The sequence below is a fragment of the Streptomyces sp. NBC_01669 genome (genome assembly GCF_026339735.1).
Classification (GTDB): Bacteria; Actinomycetota; Actinomycetes; order Streptomycetales; family Streptomycetaceae; genus Streptomyces; species Streptomyces yanii.
The window spans coordinates 6,499,647-6,516,649 of sequence record NZ_JAPEQG010000001.1 but is presented as its reverse complement, the minus strand read 5'-3'; the positions used below and the strand labels follow the sequence as shown (position 1 = coordinate 6,516,649).

Sequence of the window (17,003 nt, the reverse complement as noted above, 5' to 3'; positions counted from 1 at the left end):
CCGGCGACTCATCCGGCCGAACTCAGGTGCAGCGTGGTCGCCCCCAGGTGCGGTGCGGCCCGGGACTCCAGGACCTTGACCCGTACCGCCGTCGCGGTGACGGGCGAGGCGAGCGGCAGAATGCGCCGGTTGCCGATGGTGGTGCCCTCGGCGATCCGCTGCCAACTGCCGTCGATCCGGGCCTCCACGGCGAACTTCTCGACGCGCTGACCCTGCCGGATGTCCTCACGGACGGCGACCCGGTCGAAGGTATACGGTCCCGGGCCCTGCGTGCGCCGCACGTCGGTGCCGTAGGTGCTGCGTACGGCCTTGCCGAATGCGGTCAGTGACGTGACGTCAGCGTCGGCGATCCGGCCGTCCCGGCCGGGCGGCACGTTCAGCAGCAGCGAGGCGTTGCGGCCGACACTCTTCTCGTACAGATTCATCAACTGCGCTGGGTTCTTGGGCTGTTGCTCCTGGTGGTAGAACCAGCCGGGCCGGATCGAGACGTCGGCCTCGGCCGGGTACCACTGCAGGTACCTGGTCGTCGGGTCGAGGAGCTTGGTGCGGGAACCGATGTCGGCGTCGGCGCCGCGCATGGGGCGCCCGGAGCGCCCCGGGGCGCGGCCGCCCCGGGTCCGGACTGCTGCACGGCCTGCTGAGCGGCGGCCTGCACGGGTAGAGCGCGGCCGCTGCCGCCAGTGCGAGCGCACTGAGCACGCGGGTGCGTCGTGCCATGGTTCCCTCCCCTTCCCGACCCCATTGGTCGGATCTCTCGGATGCCGACCTGCGCATGCTGCCGCGCAAAGAGGCAAACGGGAAGGGTGCCTACGACATACGTCCCATCTCTCTGCTGTTGACCTGGCAGCAACTCAGCCGTTGAACCATGCCGCCGCGTCGAGCCGGAACCCACCGGCGGGCACCATCGCGCGCAGGTCGGACTCCAGGGCGCGCAGCCGCTCGACCCCGAGCGCCCGGGACCACTCGGCGCGCAGCCGGTCGAACCCCTCGGCGGACCGGACCAGCACGTCGACACCGCGCGGGGTGACCCGGACCAGCTTGCGGCGCCCGTCCTGCGGATCGTCGACGCGCTCGACGTAACCGAGGCCCTCCAGCCTGTCGACGGTCTTCCCGGCGGCCTGCTTGGAGACGCCGAGCCGTCGGCCGATCTCACTTGCGGTCGCGCCGTCACGGCCGACGGCCTGGAGCGCGAAGCCGTACGCGGGCCGCACGTCGGGGTGACCGCTCTCGGCCAGCTCCCGGTGCAGCTCATCGATGATCGCCCGGAACCCGGCGAACAGGAGCAGGGGCAGCTCGAAGCCCGCACCATCCCCGGCGGTCGCCGACCCACCGGCTCGCCCCGTCGGCTCAGCCATTGCGCAACTCGACAACTTGGTTTACGTTTTCGTCAATCACGTTGTCGAGTTTACCGCGAGAGGTCACGCCATGCCCGCATCCGCTTTCCCCGACCACACTCTCGAATCCGCCCCCTCCGCCGCCCGTCGCACCATGGAGGCGGTAGCGGACAAGCAGGGATACCTACCCGCCGCCGTCGGCCGGCTGGCCACGTCACCGCAGCTGCTCGACGGCTTTCTGAAGATCAGCACGATCTTCGAGTCGACCACCCTGGACCCGCTCTCCCGCGAGGTCCTGATCATGACCATCGCCACCCGCAACAGGTGCCACATCTGCGTGGCGATGCACACCGCGAAGCTCACCGCCCTCGGTGCGGACGCCGAGCTCATCGCCGCGCTGCGCGAGGAGAAGCCACTGCCGCTCCCGGACGAACGACTGGAATCGGTAAGGCAGTTCACCCTGGCCGTCATCGCCACGGCGGGCGCTGTCGACGATGACACGCTCCAGTCCTTCCTCGCGCACGGCTACACCCACCGGAACGCCCTGGAAGTGGTCCTGGGTATCGGCGCGTACACGATGTCGACGCTCGCCAACCGGATGACCGACGCACCCGTCGACCCTCAGCTCGCCGCGTTCGCTCCCGCCCCCATGTGACCCGCTTTGCGAATGGAGTTTTCTACGAACTTCCCCTTTCGCTGAACGGCCCCCGAACCACACCCGTATGGAACGTCACGCTTCTCCCTCGAAGCATGAGGAGTTCCATGGGACGCACATCACGCAAACGTTCGACGCTGGCCAACCGGGCCATTGTCGCCTCGGCCGCACTGATTCTGGGCGGGGGAGGCTTGGTCGCGGTCAATGTCTACGCTTCGGCGGGGGAAGGAGCGTCGGGCTCACCCCCCGACCGGTCATGGAATGCGGGCACCCAGATGTCCACCATTGACTGCCCCGACGTGGGTAACGAACTTCCCGACGTACCCGATGAGGCGCGCGGGGAGGTCGACCGCGAACTGGCCGCCATGGATACCCAGATCACCGACGCCTACCAGCAATTCGCCGATCGTAAGGACGAGATATCCCGCGATCCGAACCTCGCCGAGAATGCCGTGCTCGGTCCGCTGAAGGACAAGCGGACGGCCAGCATCGAACGCATCTCGACGGCCATCGAACGCAACGCGGACCGCCCGGAAGGGCTGGACGGGCTGGCCCCGTGCGGTCTGCGCGCCGACGACGGCAACGCCTCCGGCACTGACGGCGGCAGCGGACGGGCCGGGGACCAGGCCGACAGCCAAGGCGCTGACCAGGGCCAGGGCCAGGACGGGGGCCAGGACGGCAGCCAGGTAGGGGGCCAGGGAGGCGACAACGGTCAGGGACAGCAGGGCAACGGCCCCGAGGCTTCCGACTTCGTCGACATCCAGTCCGTACAGCCCAATGTCAACAAGCCCCGCCCACGTCGCGGCGCCTCGCGCGGTTCGTTCACCACCGACTGCGGACGTAACGAGAACGGAAAATTCAACCCCGACAACGTCATCGTCGCGCCCGGAGTGAGCAACGGCGCCCACCACATGCACGATTACGTCGGAAATCAGGCCAACGACGCCTTCGCCGGCGATGACGATCTGGCCAACGGTGATACCACGTGCCGGAATCAGGGTGACAGGTCCACCTACTACTGGCCCGTGCTGCGGTTGCAGAACGGGACGGCCGAGAACGACGCGGCTGCCGATGGCGGCGGAAAGGACCAGAACGTCGGAGAGATCCAGACTCCGTCCCAGGTCACACTGAAATTCGTCGGCAATCCCACCGGCAAGGTCACCGCGATGCCGCGATTCCTGCGGATCATCACCGGAGACGCCAAGGCGTTCACCAACGGCGACGCCAACGCCAACGCATCGTGGAGCTGCACCGGATTCGAGAACCGTCAGCTCAAGGACAAATACCCGATCTGCCCGGACGGCAGCCAGGTGGTCCGCTCGTTCGCCTTCCAGAGCTGCTGGGACAGACAGAACACCGACTCCGCGAACCACCGCACCCATGTCGCCTTCGCCCAGGCCAACGGACGGTGCCCGAACGGCTTCAAGGCCATTCCCCAGCTGGTCCAGCGCATTGTGTACGACGTGCCGCCGGGCCCCGGTTTCGCCGTCGACTCCTTCCCGGAGCAGCTGCACAAGCCCGTCACCGACCACGGTGACTTCATCAACGTCTTCGACGACAACCTGATGAAGAAGGTGGTGAGCTGTATCAACGGCGGGCGCAGGTGCCGCTGATCCACTCGTTCGGCGGCACCCCGCCCCTCTTGCCTGCGCGGTCAGCTCGCGTGGTGACCGGAGTGCCCTCCCTCGCTCCCCCCACTGCCTCCACTCCCCGAGTGGTGGTGCGGCGAGGCGGTCTCCACCGTCCCCCCGAGCCGGCCGCGCAGTGCTGCGACCACGTTCGCCTCACCGACGGCGACCCACTTCCGGCCGACCAGATACGAGCCGCCGTAGTCGTTGGCCTCGTTGATCCACTCGCGCTGCCCTCGGTCGGTCGCGAAGGTGGCCAGCACATAACGCCCATCGCCCGTCATGCAGTTGGCCTGACGCAGTTCCTGCGCGTCGGTCTGGATGTTCGGCTTGCAGTGCGCCTTCGTGGCCAGCTGCTCCAGGCTGCCGGTCGCCGTCGGCGGGACGTGCGGCTTGTCGTCGCCGGCACCGCCCCCGCCGCACGCCGCCAGAAGAGCCAGTCCCGCAAGGACGACCGCCGCGGTCCTGACCCCGGAACGACGCCCTCGTCGTATCTCCAGCTGCGTCACCATCCGGCCATCGTGCCCCTTCGCACTCCGTCGCGCGGCCGAACGGCCCGATCCGAGTTGACCGTTCGCGCGCCGGGGTGACCATCGCACGATTCGCTCGTTCAGCTGAATGTGCGCCCACTGCCAGAAGTACCGTCCGCCACCGCCCCGGTCGATGTGGAGCAGGCCGAGGCGGCGCTCGTCGAGCACTATCCGCGACTGGTCCGGCTCGGCTACCTCGTCCTGCCGCCCTCCCTCGGCCGCAACCGCCGAGTCCTGACGGCGCACTCCCTCGCCCAGCGGACCCTGCCGCTGGGGCGCCGGACGGCGTTCACGGCCGACGACCGCGTCCCTCTCCCCCGCCGCCCCGCCGATGGGACGGCGGTCGACCCTGGCTATGCGCACGTCCGGCAGCGAGTGGTGAGCACCGCCCTGGAGGCGGGCCGCCCGCTGCGTCGCCTGGCCTGGCCGCGTCGGTCGCAGCTACCGCCGCTCCTTCCTCTGGTGTGGGGTCTGCGCCTGTTCCCGCACTCCGGAGGTTCGGACGAACTCGCCCTGGACCAGACACTGTCGGCGCTCTCCGGGCCGGCGCGCGCGGCGCACGTCCTGCGCGGCCTGGAGGGCCTCGCGGATGGGGAGGTACGTCGGGTGCTCGCCGCCGCAGGAGTGGCGGATCCGCGCGCGGCGCTGGCGGAGGCGGACGCGGTGGCTGCGCCGTACGCGCTCCTGGGCTCCACGGAGTTCGACCCCTGTTCCCTGCAGGCCCGCCCGCCTGATCTGCTGCGCCGCCGCCGGCACGCGAAAGCGGCGCTCGCGGCGGTCGCCGCTCTCCTGGTGTGCGGGGCGCTGCTGGGGCTTCCGGGCAACGGCTGGGGCCGGGACCCGGCGTCCGCGCCGCCGTACTCCCGTAACCCGGCGGCCGAACAGGCCCTGGAACCCGCCGCGTTGGCCAGGGTGTCACCCTGGTACTGGCAGCGCTCGCCCCGGACCGACTTCACCGCCTGGCCCACCCGCGGCGACCGTACCGACGACACCCGGCTGCTGCGGCGCGCACTCGCCGTCTGGGCGCGTCCGGGCCCCGCCGTCCGGTCGTCCACGACGCCCGGGACGCCGGTCGGGCCGCCGATGGGGCCCCCGCAGCTGCTGTACGCGGGCGAGGTGGGCGCGGCCGCGGTGGTGTTGTTCTACGACGGGCTGCGCATCGTGCGGTACGCGGAGGCTCGCGACGCCGATCCGGCACAGGGCGCGGCGCTCGACTTCGCCCGTGTCGACAGTGCGGACGCGTCCTCCGCCGATGCTCTGATCGTCAGCCGTGGCGGCGGCACGGTCCGCTATCTGACGGCTCCCTGGGTGCGGCAGGTGTCCGTACGGGATCTGCTCGTCCCCGGCCGGGCCGCCCGGCCGCTGCACCGCGACCGGAACGGCGTGACCGATGTGCTGGCGAGCCCGCAGACGGCCGGGGACTGCCGGTCGTGGTCCGCCGTCGAAATGCAGGACGCCACGGCGACACGTCTGCTGACGGACCTCGGCGAACTCGCCCCGGCCCGGCTGACCACCGGGCCGCCGTCGGCGCCGCACGACGTGTCCGGGCGGGCGGAGCGGGAGAGCTGGGCACGGACCGCCTGCCTGCTGACCGCGGTGCGATCGCGCGGCGTGCGCTCGGTGAACTCCTGGCCGTACGCGCGGCAGTGGCTGCCCGAGGGCAATGGCTTCGCGCAGTGGCTGTGCACCCGGGCGGAGACCTGGCGCGGCTCGGGAAGCAGGGTCCTCGCCCAGTTCCAGGCCCCGTCGGCGCAGTCGGCCGCCGGTGGTGCGGTGCCGCCCGGGGCGGTGGCGGCGCGCGCGGAGGACTCGCCGGCCTGCGGGGAGCGGGATCCGCGGGTGCTGGCGGGCGTGCTGTGGAAGTCGCACGGCGGCCGGTGGTACGTACTGGCGGCGGGCAGCACGGAGTTCGCCTCGCTGACCACATCCGGCGGGGTGGAGGGCCGGGCGCAAGGGCATCTGCTCGCGGTACGGGCACGGGCGGGCGATCGGGCGCGGCTGAACGGGCTACTGGCGGACGGGAGGCGGGTGGGCGCTCTGCGCTGACCATGCCGCCGTGCCTTTTCCCGTGGTGCACGCCGTGATCCTCCGCTCGGCCGGTTCATGGTGCCCGGCGGCGGACCCTCCGGCGTGCCTGGGGAATCAGGACGCGCAGTCGCTGGCGGACGTGTGCGCCCCCGATACCTCGGTGGGAAACCTGCAGGTGGGAGGGGTGCCGAGGGGCGGATGGCAACGGTCACGGGAGGGGACGGATGGGGGGTGCACGAATTGCCTACAGGAGTCGGTTCCATGATCGGCGGCATTGCAGCAGATCGGGTGTCTTGGAGCGCGTGGCGCGGTCGTCGACGGTCCTCGGGGGGCGACGGTTGCGGTGTCCAATCCGAGCAGGCGCATCGGCGCCTGCTGCGACAGGAGATTTCTATGCATGTTTCCCGCTTCGCTGCCGCAGTCTGTGTGGCCGCCGTCGTCGTGCTGGGCGGCGGCGGCGCAGCTCAGGCCGCTGCCCCCGGCGCCGCCGGCGGTGCCCACTCCCTGCAGGCCAGTGACGGTCGGCACGGGGACGGCGACCGCCGGGACGACCAGCGCTGGGGCCACGACCGCCGGGACGACTGGCGCTGGGGCCACGACCGCCGGGACGACTGGCGCTGGGGCCACGACCGCCGCGACCACGGACGCTGGGGCCACCATCGCAAGCACGCGCGCTGGGGCCACGACTACCGTGACCGCGGGCGCTGGGGCCACGACCAGGACCGGTACCGGGAGTACCGTTCCCGCTGATCCGATCCGAACCGCAGTATGAACTGGGCCCGTGGCGCCCTCCCTCGAGGAGGACCGCCACGGGCCCGACACGCGCGGCCCGGGAGCCAACTGACGGCAGTCGCTGGGCGACGCTCTCGTCATGGATCGAGCGCGACCTGGCCGAAGCAGGCGCTCGATCGCTGTCCGAAGCTCACCGAACACGACGGACAGCGCCCTCCGTCACCCACCGATCAGCGGCTGCAGGAATTCGCTGCACGCCCCTGTTCCCTCCGCGTACCCGTCAGTACATTGACAGCATGTCTAACACGCAGCCAGCGGCGGTCGCGTCGGAGCGAACCGAGCTGAAGGCCCGCAAGGTCTCGTTCGCCTGGGAGAGGACTCCTCTCCACTGGGTACCGGGCGACCCCTTCAGCACGCACACGATGAATGTGCTCCATCTGCTGCTCCCGGCCGGGGAGCGCTGGTTCATCCACGTGTACCGGCAAGTGCTGCCGTACATCCATGACGAACAGCTGCGGCAGGACGTGATCGGGTTCATCGGCCAGGAAGCCGTGCACTCCCAGGCCCACGACGACGTTCTCCCCCACCTGAAGAGGCTCGGGCTCGACCCGACCCCGTACACCGCACAGGTCGACTGGTTCTTCGAGAAGCTGCTCGGCGACCGGACGCTGCCGCCGGGCCGCGCCCGCACGTGGTGGCTGATGGAGCGGGTGGCGATCATCGCGGCGATCGAGCACTACACGGCGTTCCTCGGCGACTGGATCCTGAACTCCGAGGCCCTGGACCGCAAGGGCGCCGACCCCACCATGCTGGACCTGCTGCGCTGGCACGGTGCGGAGGAGGTGGAACACCGCTCGGTGGCCTTCGAGGTCTTCATGCATGTCGACGGCGGCTACCGGCGCCGGGTTCGCACCTGGGGGATGGCCTTCTCCGCCCTGCTCTTCCTCTGGCAGCGCGGTGTCCGCTTCTTCATGGAGAACGACCCCAGCCTGCTCGGCGGCAAGGCGTCGTTCAAGGCGTTCTACGACAGCGGCAAGCGCGGCACCCTGCCCTCCACTCCCGCCCTGCTGCGCTCCATCCCGCGCTACCTGAGTCACACCTACCACCCCTCCCAGGAGGGCAGCACGGCACAGGCCATCGACTATCTCGCCCACTCGCCCGCGGCACTGGCCGCCGAGGCCCGTATGACGGGGACGCACTGACCATGGCCCTGCCCCGCCCCCGCCTGCGCACCGTCCTCCTCGTCACCGGTGCCGCGCTGCTCGCCAGGCGCGCCCTGCAGCGCCGCATCGAGAGGTCCCCGCTGTGGCCGCTGCCGGCCCTGGAGGAACCGGTCTCGGGACAGTCCGGCCGCCGCTCCACCACCACCCGCCGACTGCTGATCACCGAACGCACCGCGCCCGCGGACGGCGTGGTCCAACTCCGCCTGGAAGGACCGGACCTGCCCGCCTGGCAGCCCGGCGCCCACCTGGACCTCGTACTCCCGTCGGGTCTGGTACGCCAGTACTCGCTCTGCGGCGACCCGGCCGACCCCGACACGTACACGGTCGCGACCCGCCTGGTCGAGGACGGTCGCGGAGGTTCGCGCGAGGTCCACGCCCAGCTCCACGAGGGCGAGGAGATCGAGATCCGCGGCCCTCGCAACCGCTTCCCGCTCGTCGCCGAAGCCCCCGCGTACGTCTTCGTCGCGGGCGGCATCGGCATCACCCCGATCCTTCCGATGCTGCGGGCGGTTGCCGCCTCCGGCGCCGACTGGCGGCTGCTGTACGGAGGTCGTACGCGCGCCTCGATGCCGTTCCTGGACGAGATCGAGAAGCTCGGCGCGGAAGGCCGCCGCGTCACACTCGTACCGGAGGACGAGTCGGGCCACCCGGACGCGGCGGCGGCCCTCACCGGCCTCGCGCCCGGCACCGCGGTCTACTGCTGCGGCCCGGAACTCCTGATGGACGCGGTCACCGCCGCGCTCCCGGCCGACTGCACTCTGCACCTGGAACGCTTCACAGCAGCGGCCACGTCACCGGCCGACTCCGGCGCCTTCGAGGTGGAGCTGCATCGCACCGGGCGTACGGTCCAGGTCGCGGTGGGCCAGTCGATCCTGGCCGCGGTCCGCGAAGAACTCCCGTACGTCTCGTACTCCTGCGAACAGGGCTTCTGCGGAACGTGCCAACAGCGCGTGCTGGAAGGCGAGATCGACCACCGCGACGAACTCCTGACGGACGCGGAGCGCGACGACTCCATGCTGATCTGTGTGTCGCGGTGCCGGGGAGAGCGGCTGGTGCTGGACCTGTAGGGGGAGTTCGGGGCGTGGCCCGCCCGCTCGCACGCCGCGGGTCGATCTTTCGCCCGCCTCGCGCCCCTTCCCCGGCACGCCACCTGACCGGCCAACGCGTCGCTGCCCACCCACGACCCGCGGAACCGTTCCTGGGCGGTGAGCAGGAGTGAGTCCCGCCTCACCGGCACGCCCCGAACGGTCTTGGGCGCACTGGTCCTCCGCTTTCGCGTCCCGGTCGGCGGCGCATATCCCGTATGCGGTCCGTCCCAGGCGGGCGGAATCCCTACGACCTGGCCATATAGGTGTGACCAGAGGCGACGGGGAGGCCCCGAACCATCTCGCTGGTGACACGGGGGCCCCGACTGCTGACACCACACCCGGCGTCCCAGATCGCACCGGGAGCGTTACGCACACCCCGCCGGCGCCGCGGACTTCACCTGGAACGACATCGCGTACGACGCGTGGACCAGCTGGCCTCGCGCCATGGCCTATCTCGCGGGCGGCGACCCGCGGGCCACCGACGCCGCCTCCTGACTGGACGCCACCGCACTGTGGGGCAAGGCGATGGTGACCATGGTGGACGCACTGGGAGCCCAGGACGCCGGCCAGGCCCAGAAGCTGCTCGATGAGTCGAAGAGCCTCCAGGCCCAGGCGCGTGCCGTACGGGTGGTGCCCGCCCGCAACACCTGGGGAAGCGTGCAGCCCAAGGTGGGCGACGGGGTCCTCGACACCTTCCTCGCGGCGGCCGCGGCCGAGGTGGGGAAGGAGTAGCGGGAGCCGACGCCGCTCCGGTGTGCGGGGCCCTGCGGGTGGTGACGGACCACCTGCGGGGCCCCGCGCCCGCATGCTGCCCGGTCCACGGCGTCGGCCGGCCGATGCAGCGGAACGGCCTGAGGTGGGCCGGCAGGATCGGTCCGGTGCACCACCGGGCCCCGTCCAAGCCCCGGTCGGTACGCTGGTGCCATGACGACCGGGGTGCGGCGCAGGATGGGCGTCGATGAGCGCAGGCAGCAGTTGATCGGTGTCGCGCTGGAGTTGTTCAGCCATCGCGCCCCCGACGACGTCTCCATCGATGAGATCGCTGCCGCCGCCGGGATCTCCCGGCCGCTCGTCTACCACTACTTCCCGGGGAAGCAGAGCCTGTACGAGGCGGCACTGCGGCGGGCAGCCGACGAGTTGGCGGGCCGGTTCCTGGAGCCGCGTGAAGGGCCCCTGGGGGCACGGCTGTTGCGGGTCATGGGGCGGTTCTTCGACTTCGTGGACGAGCACGGCCCCGGGTTCTCCGCGCTGATGCGGGGCGGGCCCGCAGTCGGGTCGTCGACGGCGAACGCGATGATCGACGGGGTGCGGCAGGCGGCGTACGAGCAGATCCTCGCCCACCTGGGGGTGGAGAAGCCCCCGGCGCGGCTGGAGTTGGTCGTACGGTCGTGGGTGTCGCTGGCCGAGTCGACGGCGTTGATCTGGCTGGACGGGCGGCGGATTCCGCGCGCGGAGCTGGAGATGCAGCTGGTGCACGACTTCGCGGCGCTGGCCGCGGTAAGTGCGGCGTACGACGCGGAGATGGCGGGCATCGTGCTGCGGGTCCTCGCGGAGGAGCCGGTCGACGGGCCGTTCGGAGATCTGCTGGCGCGGCTCTCCGCCTTCTCGCCCGCCGTACCGGCTGTGCCGTCGCAGCGGTTGACGTAAGGGGCGGCGCGGTCAGCGCTTACGGTAGGACGGGTGCAGGTCGCGGGTCTCGGCCGAGGCGTGGACCGTGAGGCCGTCGGCGGGCTTGATGTGCGCGGCCAGCAGCTCCAGTACGGACTCGGTGAGCTTCGCCTTGATCTCCTCGGTGCGGCCGGGCAGCAGACCGATCGAGACGTGCAGGATCGCGTCGCCGGTGGCGGCGTCGCCGACCACGGACTCGTCCACCCGGCGGAAGCGGGTCTTGCAGGCGGCGACCTTCGTGGTGACCGTCTCGGCGACCAGCGGGTGCAGGGCGAGCGCGAAGCCGCGGCGGTCGAAGGTGTCGTCGAGTTCGGCGGAGTAGTCGACGGTGATCTGCGGCATCTGGGGCTCCGGGGTGCGGTACGGACCGTTGTCAGACCTCACCTTTACGGTGATCGGTCTGACCGCACAAGGGAATTCGCTGCTCACCCTGGGCTCCCAAAAGGGCCGTCCCGTAATCCCTGGTGGGTCGGCGCGCGGCGTCGGATACGGTGCCGGTCCCCTTTCCCGTACGGCGTACGCGCGTGGGAAAGGGGACCGGAACCGGCCGAGGTGGTGGGAGGGACGCGCCCGGGAGTGCGCGATGCGGCTCACTCCCCGGCGGCTGCCCTCAACGTGGTCCGGTACGGGTCACCGCAGGGAGAACACGGCCACCGTGCGTCCCGGGACGGTGAAGCTTCCGGAACTCCTCTCGTACGAGGCCTTCTTGACAGTAAGATCCGCCCCCGCGGCCTGGACGGGGTGCAGGGCGTAGTCCTTCCCGGCCAGATCGGCGACCTGCTGGTGCTCGGTGCCGGGGGTCGCGTTGAGGACGATCACCAGCTTCCCGAGGCGCATGGTGATGACCCCGGGCGTCTCGTCCTTCCCGGAGAGCGGGAACGACATGGCGGACTGCACCTGCTCGGTGGTGGAGAGGTCGAACTCCTTCTCCGTCGTGCGGATGCTGAGCAGGTCCTGGTACGCGGCGGACGCGCCGTCGATCTGTGCGCAGCCGGGGCTGAGCGCGGTGGCGGTCAGCAGCGGCTTGGCGTAGGACCACTTGGCCTTGTTGTCGGCCGCGAGCGGCAGCCCGCGGCCGAAGCCGTTGCCGTCCCGGCAGTCCCAGTGCAGTGCGTTGAACCAGTCGCCGCTGTCGTACGAGTTGCGGTCCAGCGACTTGGAGCGCAGCAGGTCCGTGCCCGCCTGGGAGAGCGACGGGCCCTGCGACAGCGTGGCGGTCGCCATCGCCAGGACCTGCATCCTGGCCCGGTCGGCGGCCGAGGTGCCCGCCGGGAGCTTGAAGGCGAGGGCGTCGTACAGCGTCTCGTTGTCGTGGGCGTCGGCGTAGGCGAGGGCGTCGCCGGGGACCGCTGCGTATCCGGCGGGGGCCCCGTTGTAGTCGACGCCGGATCCCTTGACCGTACGGCCCGAGGAGTCGGTGAAGGTGTAGTCGGCGAGGTTGCCGGTCAGGCCGACCTTGATCAGATCCTGGTAGTGGAGCAGCCGGGCCTTCTGTTCGGCCGGGGTGCCGTTGGCGGTCGAGGAGTTGGGGTCGGTGTAGAGGCCGCTGGCGAAGCCCTGGACACCGGGGTCCTCGTCGAACGGGCTGCCGCCACGGACGGCGTCCCGGGCCCGGTCGGAGAAGGTGGCGATGCCGGTGCCGGCCATGTTCTTCTGGGTGGCCTGGACGAAGCGGGCGTCGTCGGCGATCTCACCGAAGTTCCAGCCCTCCCCGTACAGGATGATCTTCTTCCCGTCGACGCCGTCCTTGGCCACGGTCAGTGCGTCGAGCGCCTTGCGGACGGCAAGGATGTTGGCCTTGGGGTGGTGGCCCATCAGGTCGAAGCGGAAGCCGTCGACCTTGTACTCCTTGGCCCACGTGACGATCGAGTCGACGACGAGCTTGCCCATCATGGTGTTCTCGGGCGCGGTGTTGGCGCAGCAGGTGGACGTGGCGACGGTGCCGTCGTCCATGAGCCGCTGGTAGTAGCCGGGCACGATCCGGTCGAGGACGGACTTGTCGTCCTGGCCGGAGGCGACGGTGTGGTTGTAGACGACGTCCATGACGGTCCGCAGTCCGGCGCCGTTCAGCCCCTGGACCATCTGACGGAACTCGACGGTGCGCCTGGTGCCGTTCGGATCGGAGGCGTACGAGCCCTCCGGGACGGTGTAGTGCAGCGGGTCGTAACCCCAGTTGAACCCGTCGTTCGCGGCGGCCTTCGCCACGCAGGCCTGCTGCTCCTCGGAGTCGGGGGCGTACACGGACAGGTCGCAGGCGGGCTTCTGCTGGGCCGACTTCTTCTCGGGGATGGTGCCGATGTCGAAGGCGGGCAGCAGATGGACGTAGCTCGTGCCGGAGTCGGCGAGCTCCTTGAGGTGCTTCATCCCGTCGGAGCGGGTGTCGGTGAAGGCGAGGTATTCGCCGGGGTGCTGGGACGTGGGGTCCGCGATCGAGAAGTCGCGGATCTGCAGCTCCTGGATCTGGGCGTCACGAAGCGGGACGGCGGCGGGCTTCCTCAGCCCGGCCCAGCCCTTCGGTGCGAGCCCCGGGGCGTCGAGGTCGACGACGAGGCTGCGGGCGGAGTCGGTGGTCAGGGCGGTGGAGTACGGGTCGGTGACCTTGTTGGTGACGATCTTCTGGACGGTGGGCGCCCACACCTTCACCACGAAGCGGTACGGCTTGCCGGTCCACTTCGCGGTGCCGGTGACCGACCAGACGCCGGTGCGGTCGTCGCGTCGCATCGGGACGCTCCTGCCGTCGAGTTCCAGGGCGACGGTCTGCGCGGTGGGGGCCCAGACGGAGAGCGTGGGCCGGCCGTGGTCGAAGACCGGGCCGAGCGCGGCGGTGCTCGCGTTCTTGCCGTACAGGTCGTCGAGCACACCCGCGCTCTGTACGCCGGTGGCGGCGAGCAGGGCGCCGTTGGCGGCGCGCTGGGTGGCGATCAGCTGGCCGCGCAGCGCCTCGCGGACCCGGTCCCGGTCACGCGGGTCGACGGTGAAGGCCGGGTAGTCCTTGAGGTGGGGATACTTCGCCTTCTGCGCGTCGGTCAGCGCGGACGGGCTGAGCCGCAGCCACTGTCCCTCGTCGGTGAGGGCGCCGTCGACGACGGAGATCCCGCCGTCCTTCGCGTAGACGAGCTGCTCGCTGGTGGCGTCGGTGGCCTTCACCTTCCAGACGACGGTGCCGGAGTCGATCCACTGCGCCTCGGCCTTGGTGAGGTCGGGAGTGGGCATACCGCCGGTCTGCGGCAGCAGGTAGCCGGGCTGTCCGGCGACCATCCACACCTCGTGGTCGTACGTGGCGAGGTCGAGGGACTGGTCGCTGGGGAGGTCCTTCTCGTCGCCCTTGTGGAGGATGTAGCTGAGCGAGGTGGCCCCGTCGGTGAGCGGGACCTCGAAGGTGACGCCGTAGGCGTCCTTCTTCACCGGCTGGAGCGGCTTCGCCCAGTCGGTGGGGTCCTTCGCGCCGGTCCAGGTGTGCAGTCCCCAGCCGTCGTAGTTGCCGTCGGCGCGGTGGTAGTGCAGGACGGCCTTCGTCCTGTCCTGCGCCGGGTAGGCGCCCTCGGGGGCCGTGTCCGACTGACCGTCCTTGCCCTGCTCGATCCAGACCTGCCCGGTCTTCGCGAGCTCGACGGTGCGCTGCGGACCGTCGGCCGTGCCGTCCTTCTCGACCGTGTACGGGACGGAGGAGGTGCCTTCGTCGAGCTTGATCCAGGCGAAGGCGCCGTAGGCGTCGCGCCCGGTGAACTCGGCGGACTTGTCACCGGACTCGATCGTCCAGCCGTCGTAGTCGCCGTCCGCGCGCCTGTAGTGGACGACGGCGTAGTCGCGCTCGACGGCGACGGGCTTCTCGGCCGCCGGGGCCCGGCCCGCGGTCGTCGAGGCGAGGGCGCTCGCGGTGCGTCCGGCCCGGTCGACCACAACGGCCTTGTAGCGCAGCGGCGTTCCCGCCGCCACGGTGTCGTCCAGGTGCTCGGTGATCCTGTACGGGGCGTGGTCGGCGGATCCGAGGGTGACCCACCTGCCATTGCCGGTCTGGGCGGCGAAGACGACCCGGTTCAGCGATCCGCCGTCGGTGTCCGCGGAGATGTCGACGGTGCCGGTGGCTCCGGCGGCGGGCGCCTTCAGCGTGATCGAGGGCTTGGTGGCCGGGGGGCCCAGAGGCTTCTCGGCGCGCAGCACGATGCTGGAGAGGGCGGGCACGGTGACGGTGATCTTCTTGTCGGCGTCGCTGCGGACCGTACCGGAACCGCCGTACAGCGTGCGGAAGTTCATCGCGGCCGACTCGGTGGACAGCTCGACGGTCTTCGCCTCGGTGCCGTTGTTGGTGGCGACGAGGTACTCGTTGGCGCGCTTGGGGTCCGTACGGGAGAACGCGTAGACGGAGCCTTCCGCGTACCGCTCGGTCTGGACGCCGTCACGCAGGGCCGGGTTCTCCTTGGTCAGCTCGGAGAGTGCGGCGATGTTCCGGTACAGCGGGTGGCCGGTGTCGTACGCGTCGGAGGCGTGCGTACGGTCGGTGCCCAGTTCGTCGTCGTCGAGGTAGTCGGCGGTCTTCGAGGCGAACATGGTCTGGCGGGCGTCCTTGTCGCCGCCCGCGCCGGTGAAGCCCTGCTCGTCACCGTAGTAGATGACGGGGTTGCCGCGGCTGAGGAACATCAGCTCGTTGGCGAGGCGGGCCCGGTCGACCAGCTCCGCGTCGTCGGCCTTCGGGTTGTCCTGCTTCAGGAACGCGCCGATGCGGCCCATGTCGTGGTTGCCGAGGAAGGTCACCTGCTCGTAGGCATTGGCCTTGTCGGTGGTGTAGCGGTAGTCGTCGCCGAAGACAGCGGCGAGCTTCGAGGCCGTAGCGCCCTGCGAGGCGTACTGCCGGGCCGCTTCCTGGAACGGGAAGTCGAGCGTTGCGTCGAGCCGGCCCCGGGTGACGTACGGAGAGGTGATGGCGGTGTCGGCGGAGTAGACCTCGCCGAACATGAAGAAGTCGTCACGTCCGTGCTGGGCGGCGTAGGCGTCGAGGGCGGTCGCCCACTGGGTCCAGAAGTCCAGGTCGACGTGTTTGACCGTGTCGATCCGGAACCCGTCGATGTCGAAGTCACGGACCCACTTCTCGTAGATCTTCTCCATGCCGGAGACGACCTCGGGCCGCTCGGTCCACAGGTCGTCGAGCCCGGAGAAGTCGCCGTACGTGGTGGACTCGCCTGCGTACGTCGAGTCGCCACGGTTGTGGTACATCGTCGGATCGTTGAGCCACGACGGGATCTTCGTGCCGGTGTTCTTCGGGGTGTACGGGAACGAGTCGGCGTCGACCTTCGCCAGGCCCTTGCTGTCGTCGAAGGGGCGGCCGTCCCTGTCGAGGTACGGGTAGGCGCCCTTCGGCTTGTAGCCGTACTTCTTCTCGGCGTAGTCGACGGTGTCCGCGGTGTGGTTGGTGATGACGTCGAAGAAGACCTTCATGCCCTTGGCGTGGGCTCTGTCGATCAGCTTCGACAGGTCGGCGTTGGTGCCGAAGTGCGGGTCGACCTGGGTGAAGTCGGTGATCCAGTAGCCGTGGTAGCCGGCCGAGGCATCCTTTCCGGCGCCCTGGACCGGGCGGTTCTTGAAGATCGGGGCGAGCCAGATGGCGGTGGTGCCGAGGTCCTTGATGTAGTCGAGCCGGTTGGTCAGACCCTTGAGGTCACCGCCCTGGTAGAACCCCTTGTCCGTGGGGTCGTAACCGGTCTCCAGGCGCGAACCGGTGAGTCCGCCGCGGTCGTTGGAGGTGTCTCCATTGGCGAACCGGTCGGGCATGACGAAGTAGAACTGCTCGCGGGTCAGGTCGTGCCGGGCAGGCTCGGCGGCGAGCCGGGCGTCCGACGGCGGGCCCGGGGGTCTCGGCGCGGCGGAGGTGGCTGCCGCCGGGACGACGGGGAGGAGCGCCGCGCACAGTGCGGCTACGGCTCCCCGTCGGAGGAGGGTACGGGACACGGGGCAGGGTCTCCTTGGTTGCGGGGGTTGCAGGGTTCTCGGGGTGGACGGAGGCGTGGGGGCCCAGGGGCGGGGTGCACCAAGGGGGCGGGGTGCACCAGGGCGTCTCCTCGGACGCCGCAGGATCCCCGATGCGGCACCGGCCTCTGGTTCAGCACCCGGACCGGGACGCTG

The 17,003-nt window shown here is 70.4% G+C and carries 12 protein-coding genes and 1 pseudogene; 8 read left to right on the top strand and 5 right to left on the bottom strand.

Features of this window, described 5'->3' with window-relative positions; genetic code table 11:
* Positions 1–8: 8 nt before the first annotated feature.
* A pseudogene (locus OG972_RS29145) lies at positions 9–566 on the bottom strand (alpha-L-fucosidase); the annotation flags it as partial.
* A gap of 285 nt (positions 567–851) precedes the next feature.
* On the bottom strand, positions 852–1,355 hold the full coding sequence (locus OG972_RS29140; protein ID WP_323135905.1) for a MarR family transcriptional regulator: 504 nt from the start codon (positions 1,353–1,355) through the stop codon (positions 852–854).
* 70 nt (positions 1,356–1,425) lie between these two features.
* Between OG972_RS29140 and OG972_RS29135 the strand changes: the two genes are divergently transcribed.
* Both OG972_RS29135 and OG972_RS29130 read left to right on the top strand, forming a co-directional pair.
* Positions 1,426–1,989, top strand: a complete 564-nt coding sequence (locus tag OG972_RS29135) for a carboxymuconolactone decarboxylase family protein (RefSeq protein WP_266986392.1) — start codon at positions 1,426–1,428, stop codon at positions 1,987–1,989.
* A gap of 107 nt (positions 1,990–2,096) precedes the next feature.
* The gene (locus OG972_RS29130) at positions 2,097–3,602 is read left to right on the top strand and encodes a DUF1996 domain-containing protein (protein WP_266986390.1); all 1,506 of its coding nucleotides are present in this window, start codon (positions 2,097–2,099) and stop codon (positions 3,600–3,602) included.
* Positions 3,603–3,643: 41 nt separating this feature from the next.
* Here the strand turns inward: OG972_RS29130 and OG972_RS29125 are convergent, their stop codons facing one another.
* Entirely contained in the window at positions 3,644–4,129 is a 486-nt protein-coding gene (locus OG972_RS29125; RefSeq protein ID WP_266986388.1) for a hypothetical protein, read from the bottom strand.
* 108 nt (positions 4,130–4,237) lie between these two features.
* On the opposite strand from OG972_RS29125, the gene OG972_RS29120 reads away from it, so the two are divergent.
* From OG972_RS29120 to OG972_RS29095, 6 genes are all read left to right on the top strand, one after another.
* Entirely contained in the window at positions 4,238–6,193 is a 1,956-nt protein-coding gene (locus tag OG972_RS29120) for a hypothetical protein (protein ID WP_266986386.1), read from the top strand.
* Between the two features lie 375 nt (positions 6,194–6,568).
* Positions 6,569–6,925 carry a hypothetical protein gene (locus OG972_RS29115; RefSeq protein WP_266986384.1) on the top strand — a complete coding sequence of 119 codons (357 nt, stop codon included), beginning with the start codon at positions 6,569–6,571 and terminating at the stop codon, positions 6,923–6,925.
* Positions 6,926–7,203: 278 nt separating this feature from the next.
* Positions 7,204–8,109, top strand: coding sequence for a metal-dependent hydrolase (locus tag OG972_RS29110; protein ID WP_266986382.1), 906 nt, complete (start codon positions 7,204–7,206; stop codon positions 8,107–8,109).
* A gap of 2 nt (positions 8,110–8,111) precedes the next feature.
* Entirely contained in the window at positions 8,112–9,197 is a 1,086-nt protein-coding gene (locus OG972_RS29105) for a PDR/VanB family oxidoreductase (RefSeq protein WP_266986380.1), read from the top strand.
* 555 nt (positions 9,198–9,752) lie between these two features.
* Positions 9,753–9,950 (top strand): hypothetical protein, encoded by a 198-nt coding sequence (locus OG972_RS29100; protein ID WP_266986378.1) that lies wholly within the window; start codon positions 9,753–9,755, stop codon positions 9,948–9,950.
* A gap of 192 nt (positions 9,951–10,142) precedes the next feature.
* Positions 10,143–10,865 carry a TetR/AcrR family transcriptional regulator gene (locus OG972_RS29095; protein WP_266986376.1) on the top strand — a complete coding sequence of 241 codons (723 nt, stop codon included), beginning with the start codon at positions 10,143–10,145 and terminating at the stop codon, positions 10,863–10,865.
* Between the two features lie 12 nt (positions 10,866–10,877).
* On the opposite strand, the gene OG972_RS29090 is transcribed toward OG972_RS29095, so the two are convergent.
* Both OG972_RS29090 and pulA read right to left on the bottom strand, forming a co-directional pair.
* Positions 10,878–11,228, bottom strand: coding sequence for a 5-carboxymethyl-2-hydroxymuconate Delta-isomerase (locus OG972_RS29090; protein ID WP_266990776.1), 351 nt, complete (start codon positions 11,226–11,228; stop codon positions 10,878–10,880).
* A 288-nt stretch (positions 11,229–11,516) separates the two neighbouring features.
* Complete coding sequence (gene pulA / locus OG972_RS29085) at positions 11,517–16,829, bottom strand: pullulanase-type alpha-1,6-glucosidase (protein WP_266986374.1); 5,313 nt, start codon at positions 16,827–16,829, stop codon at positions 11,517–11,519.
* Positions 16,830–17,003 lie beyond the last annotated feature (174 nt).

What these genes read in the sequence shown, in the direction of transcription:
- OG972_RS29140 (WP_323135905.1), bottom strand. Translation starts at nt 1,355, where the DNA reads ATGGCTGAGCCGACGGGGCGAGCCGGTGGGTCGGCGACCGCCGGGGAT.
- OG972_RS29135 (WP_266986392.1), top strand. Translation starts at nt 1,426, where the DNA reads ATGCCCGCATCCGCTTTCCCCGACCACACTCTCGAATCCGCCCCCTCC.
- OG972_RS29130 (WP_266986390.1), top strand. Translation starts at nt 2,097, where the DNA reads ATGGGACGCACATCACGCAAACGTTCGACGCTGGCCAACCGGGCCATT.
- OG972_RS29125 (WP_266986388.1), bottom strand. Translation starts at nt 4,129, where the DNA reads ATGGTGACGCAGCTGGAGATACGACGAGGGCGTCGTTCCGGGGTCAGG.
- OG972_RS29115 (WP_266986384.1), top strand. Translation starts at nt 6,569, where the DNA reads ATGCATGTTTCCCGCTTCGCTGCCGCAGTCTGTGTGGCCGCCGTCGTC.
- OG972_RS29110 (WP_266986382.1), top strand. Translation starts at nt 7,204, where the DNA reads ATGTCTAACACGCAGCCAGCGGCGGTCGCGTCGGAGCGAACCGAGCTG.
- OG972_RS29105 (WP_266986380.1), top strand. Translation starts at nt 8,112, where the DNA reads ATGGCCCTGCCCCGCCCCCGCCTGCGCACCGTCCTCCTCGTCACCGGT.
- OG972_RS29100 (WP_266986378.1), top strand. Translation starts at nt 9,753, where the DNA reads ATGGTGGACGCACTGGGAGCCCAGGACGCCGGCCAGGCCCAGAAGCTG.
- OG972_RS29095 (WP_266986376.1), top strand. Translation starts at nt 10,143, where the DNA reads ATGACGACCGGGGTGCGGCGCAGGATGGGCGTCGATGAGCGCAGGCAG.
- OG972_RS29090 (WP_266990776.1), bottom strand. Translation starts at nt 11,228, where the DNA reads ATGCCGCAGATCACCGTCGACTACTCCGCCGAACTCGACGACACCTTC.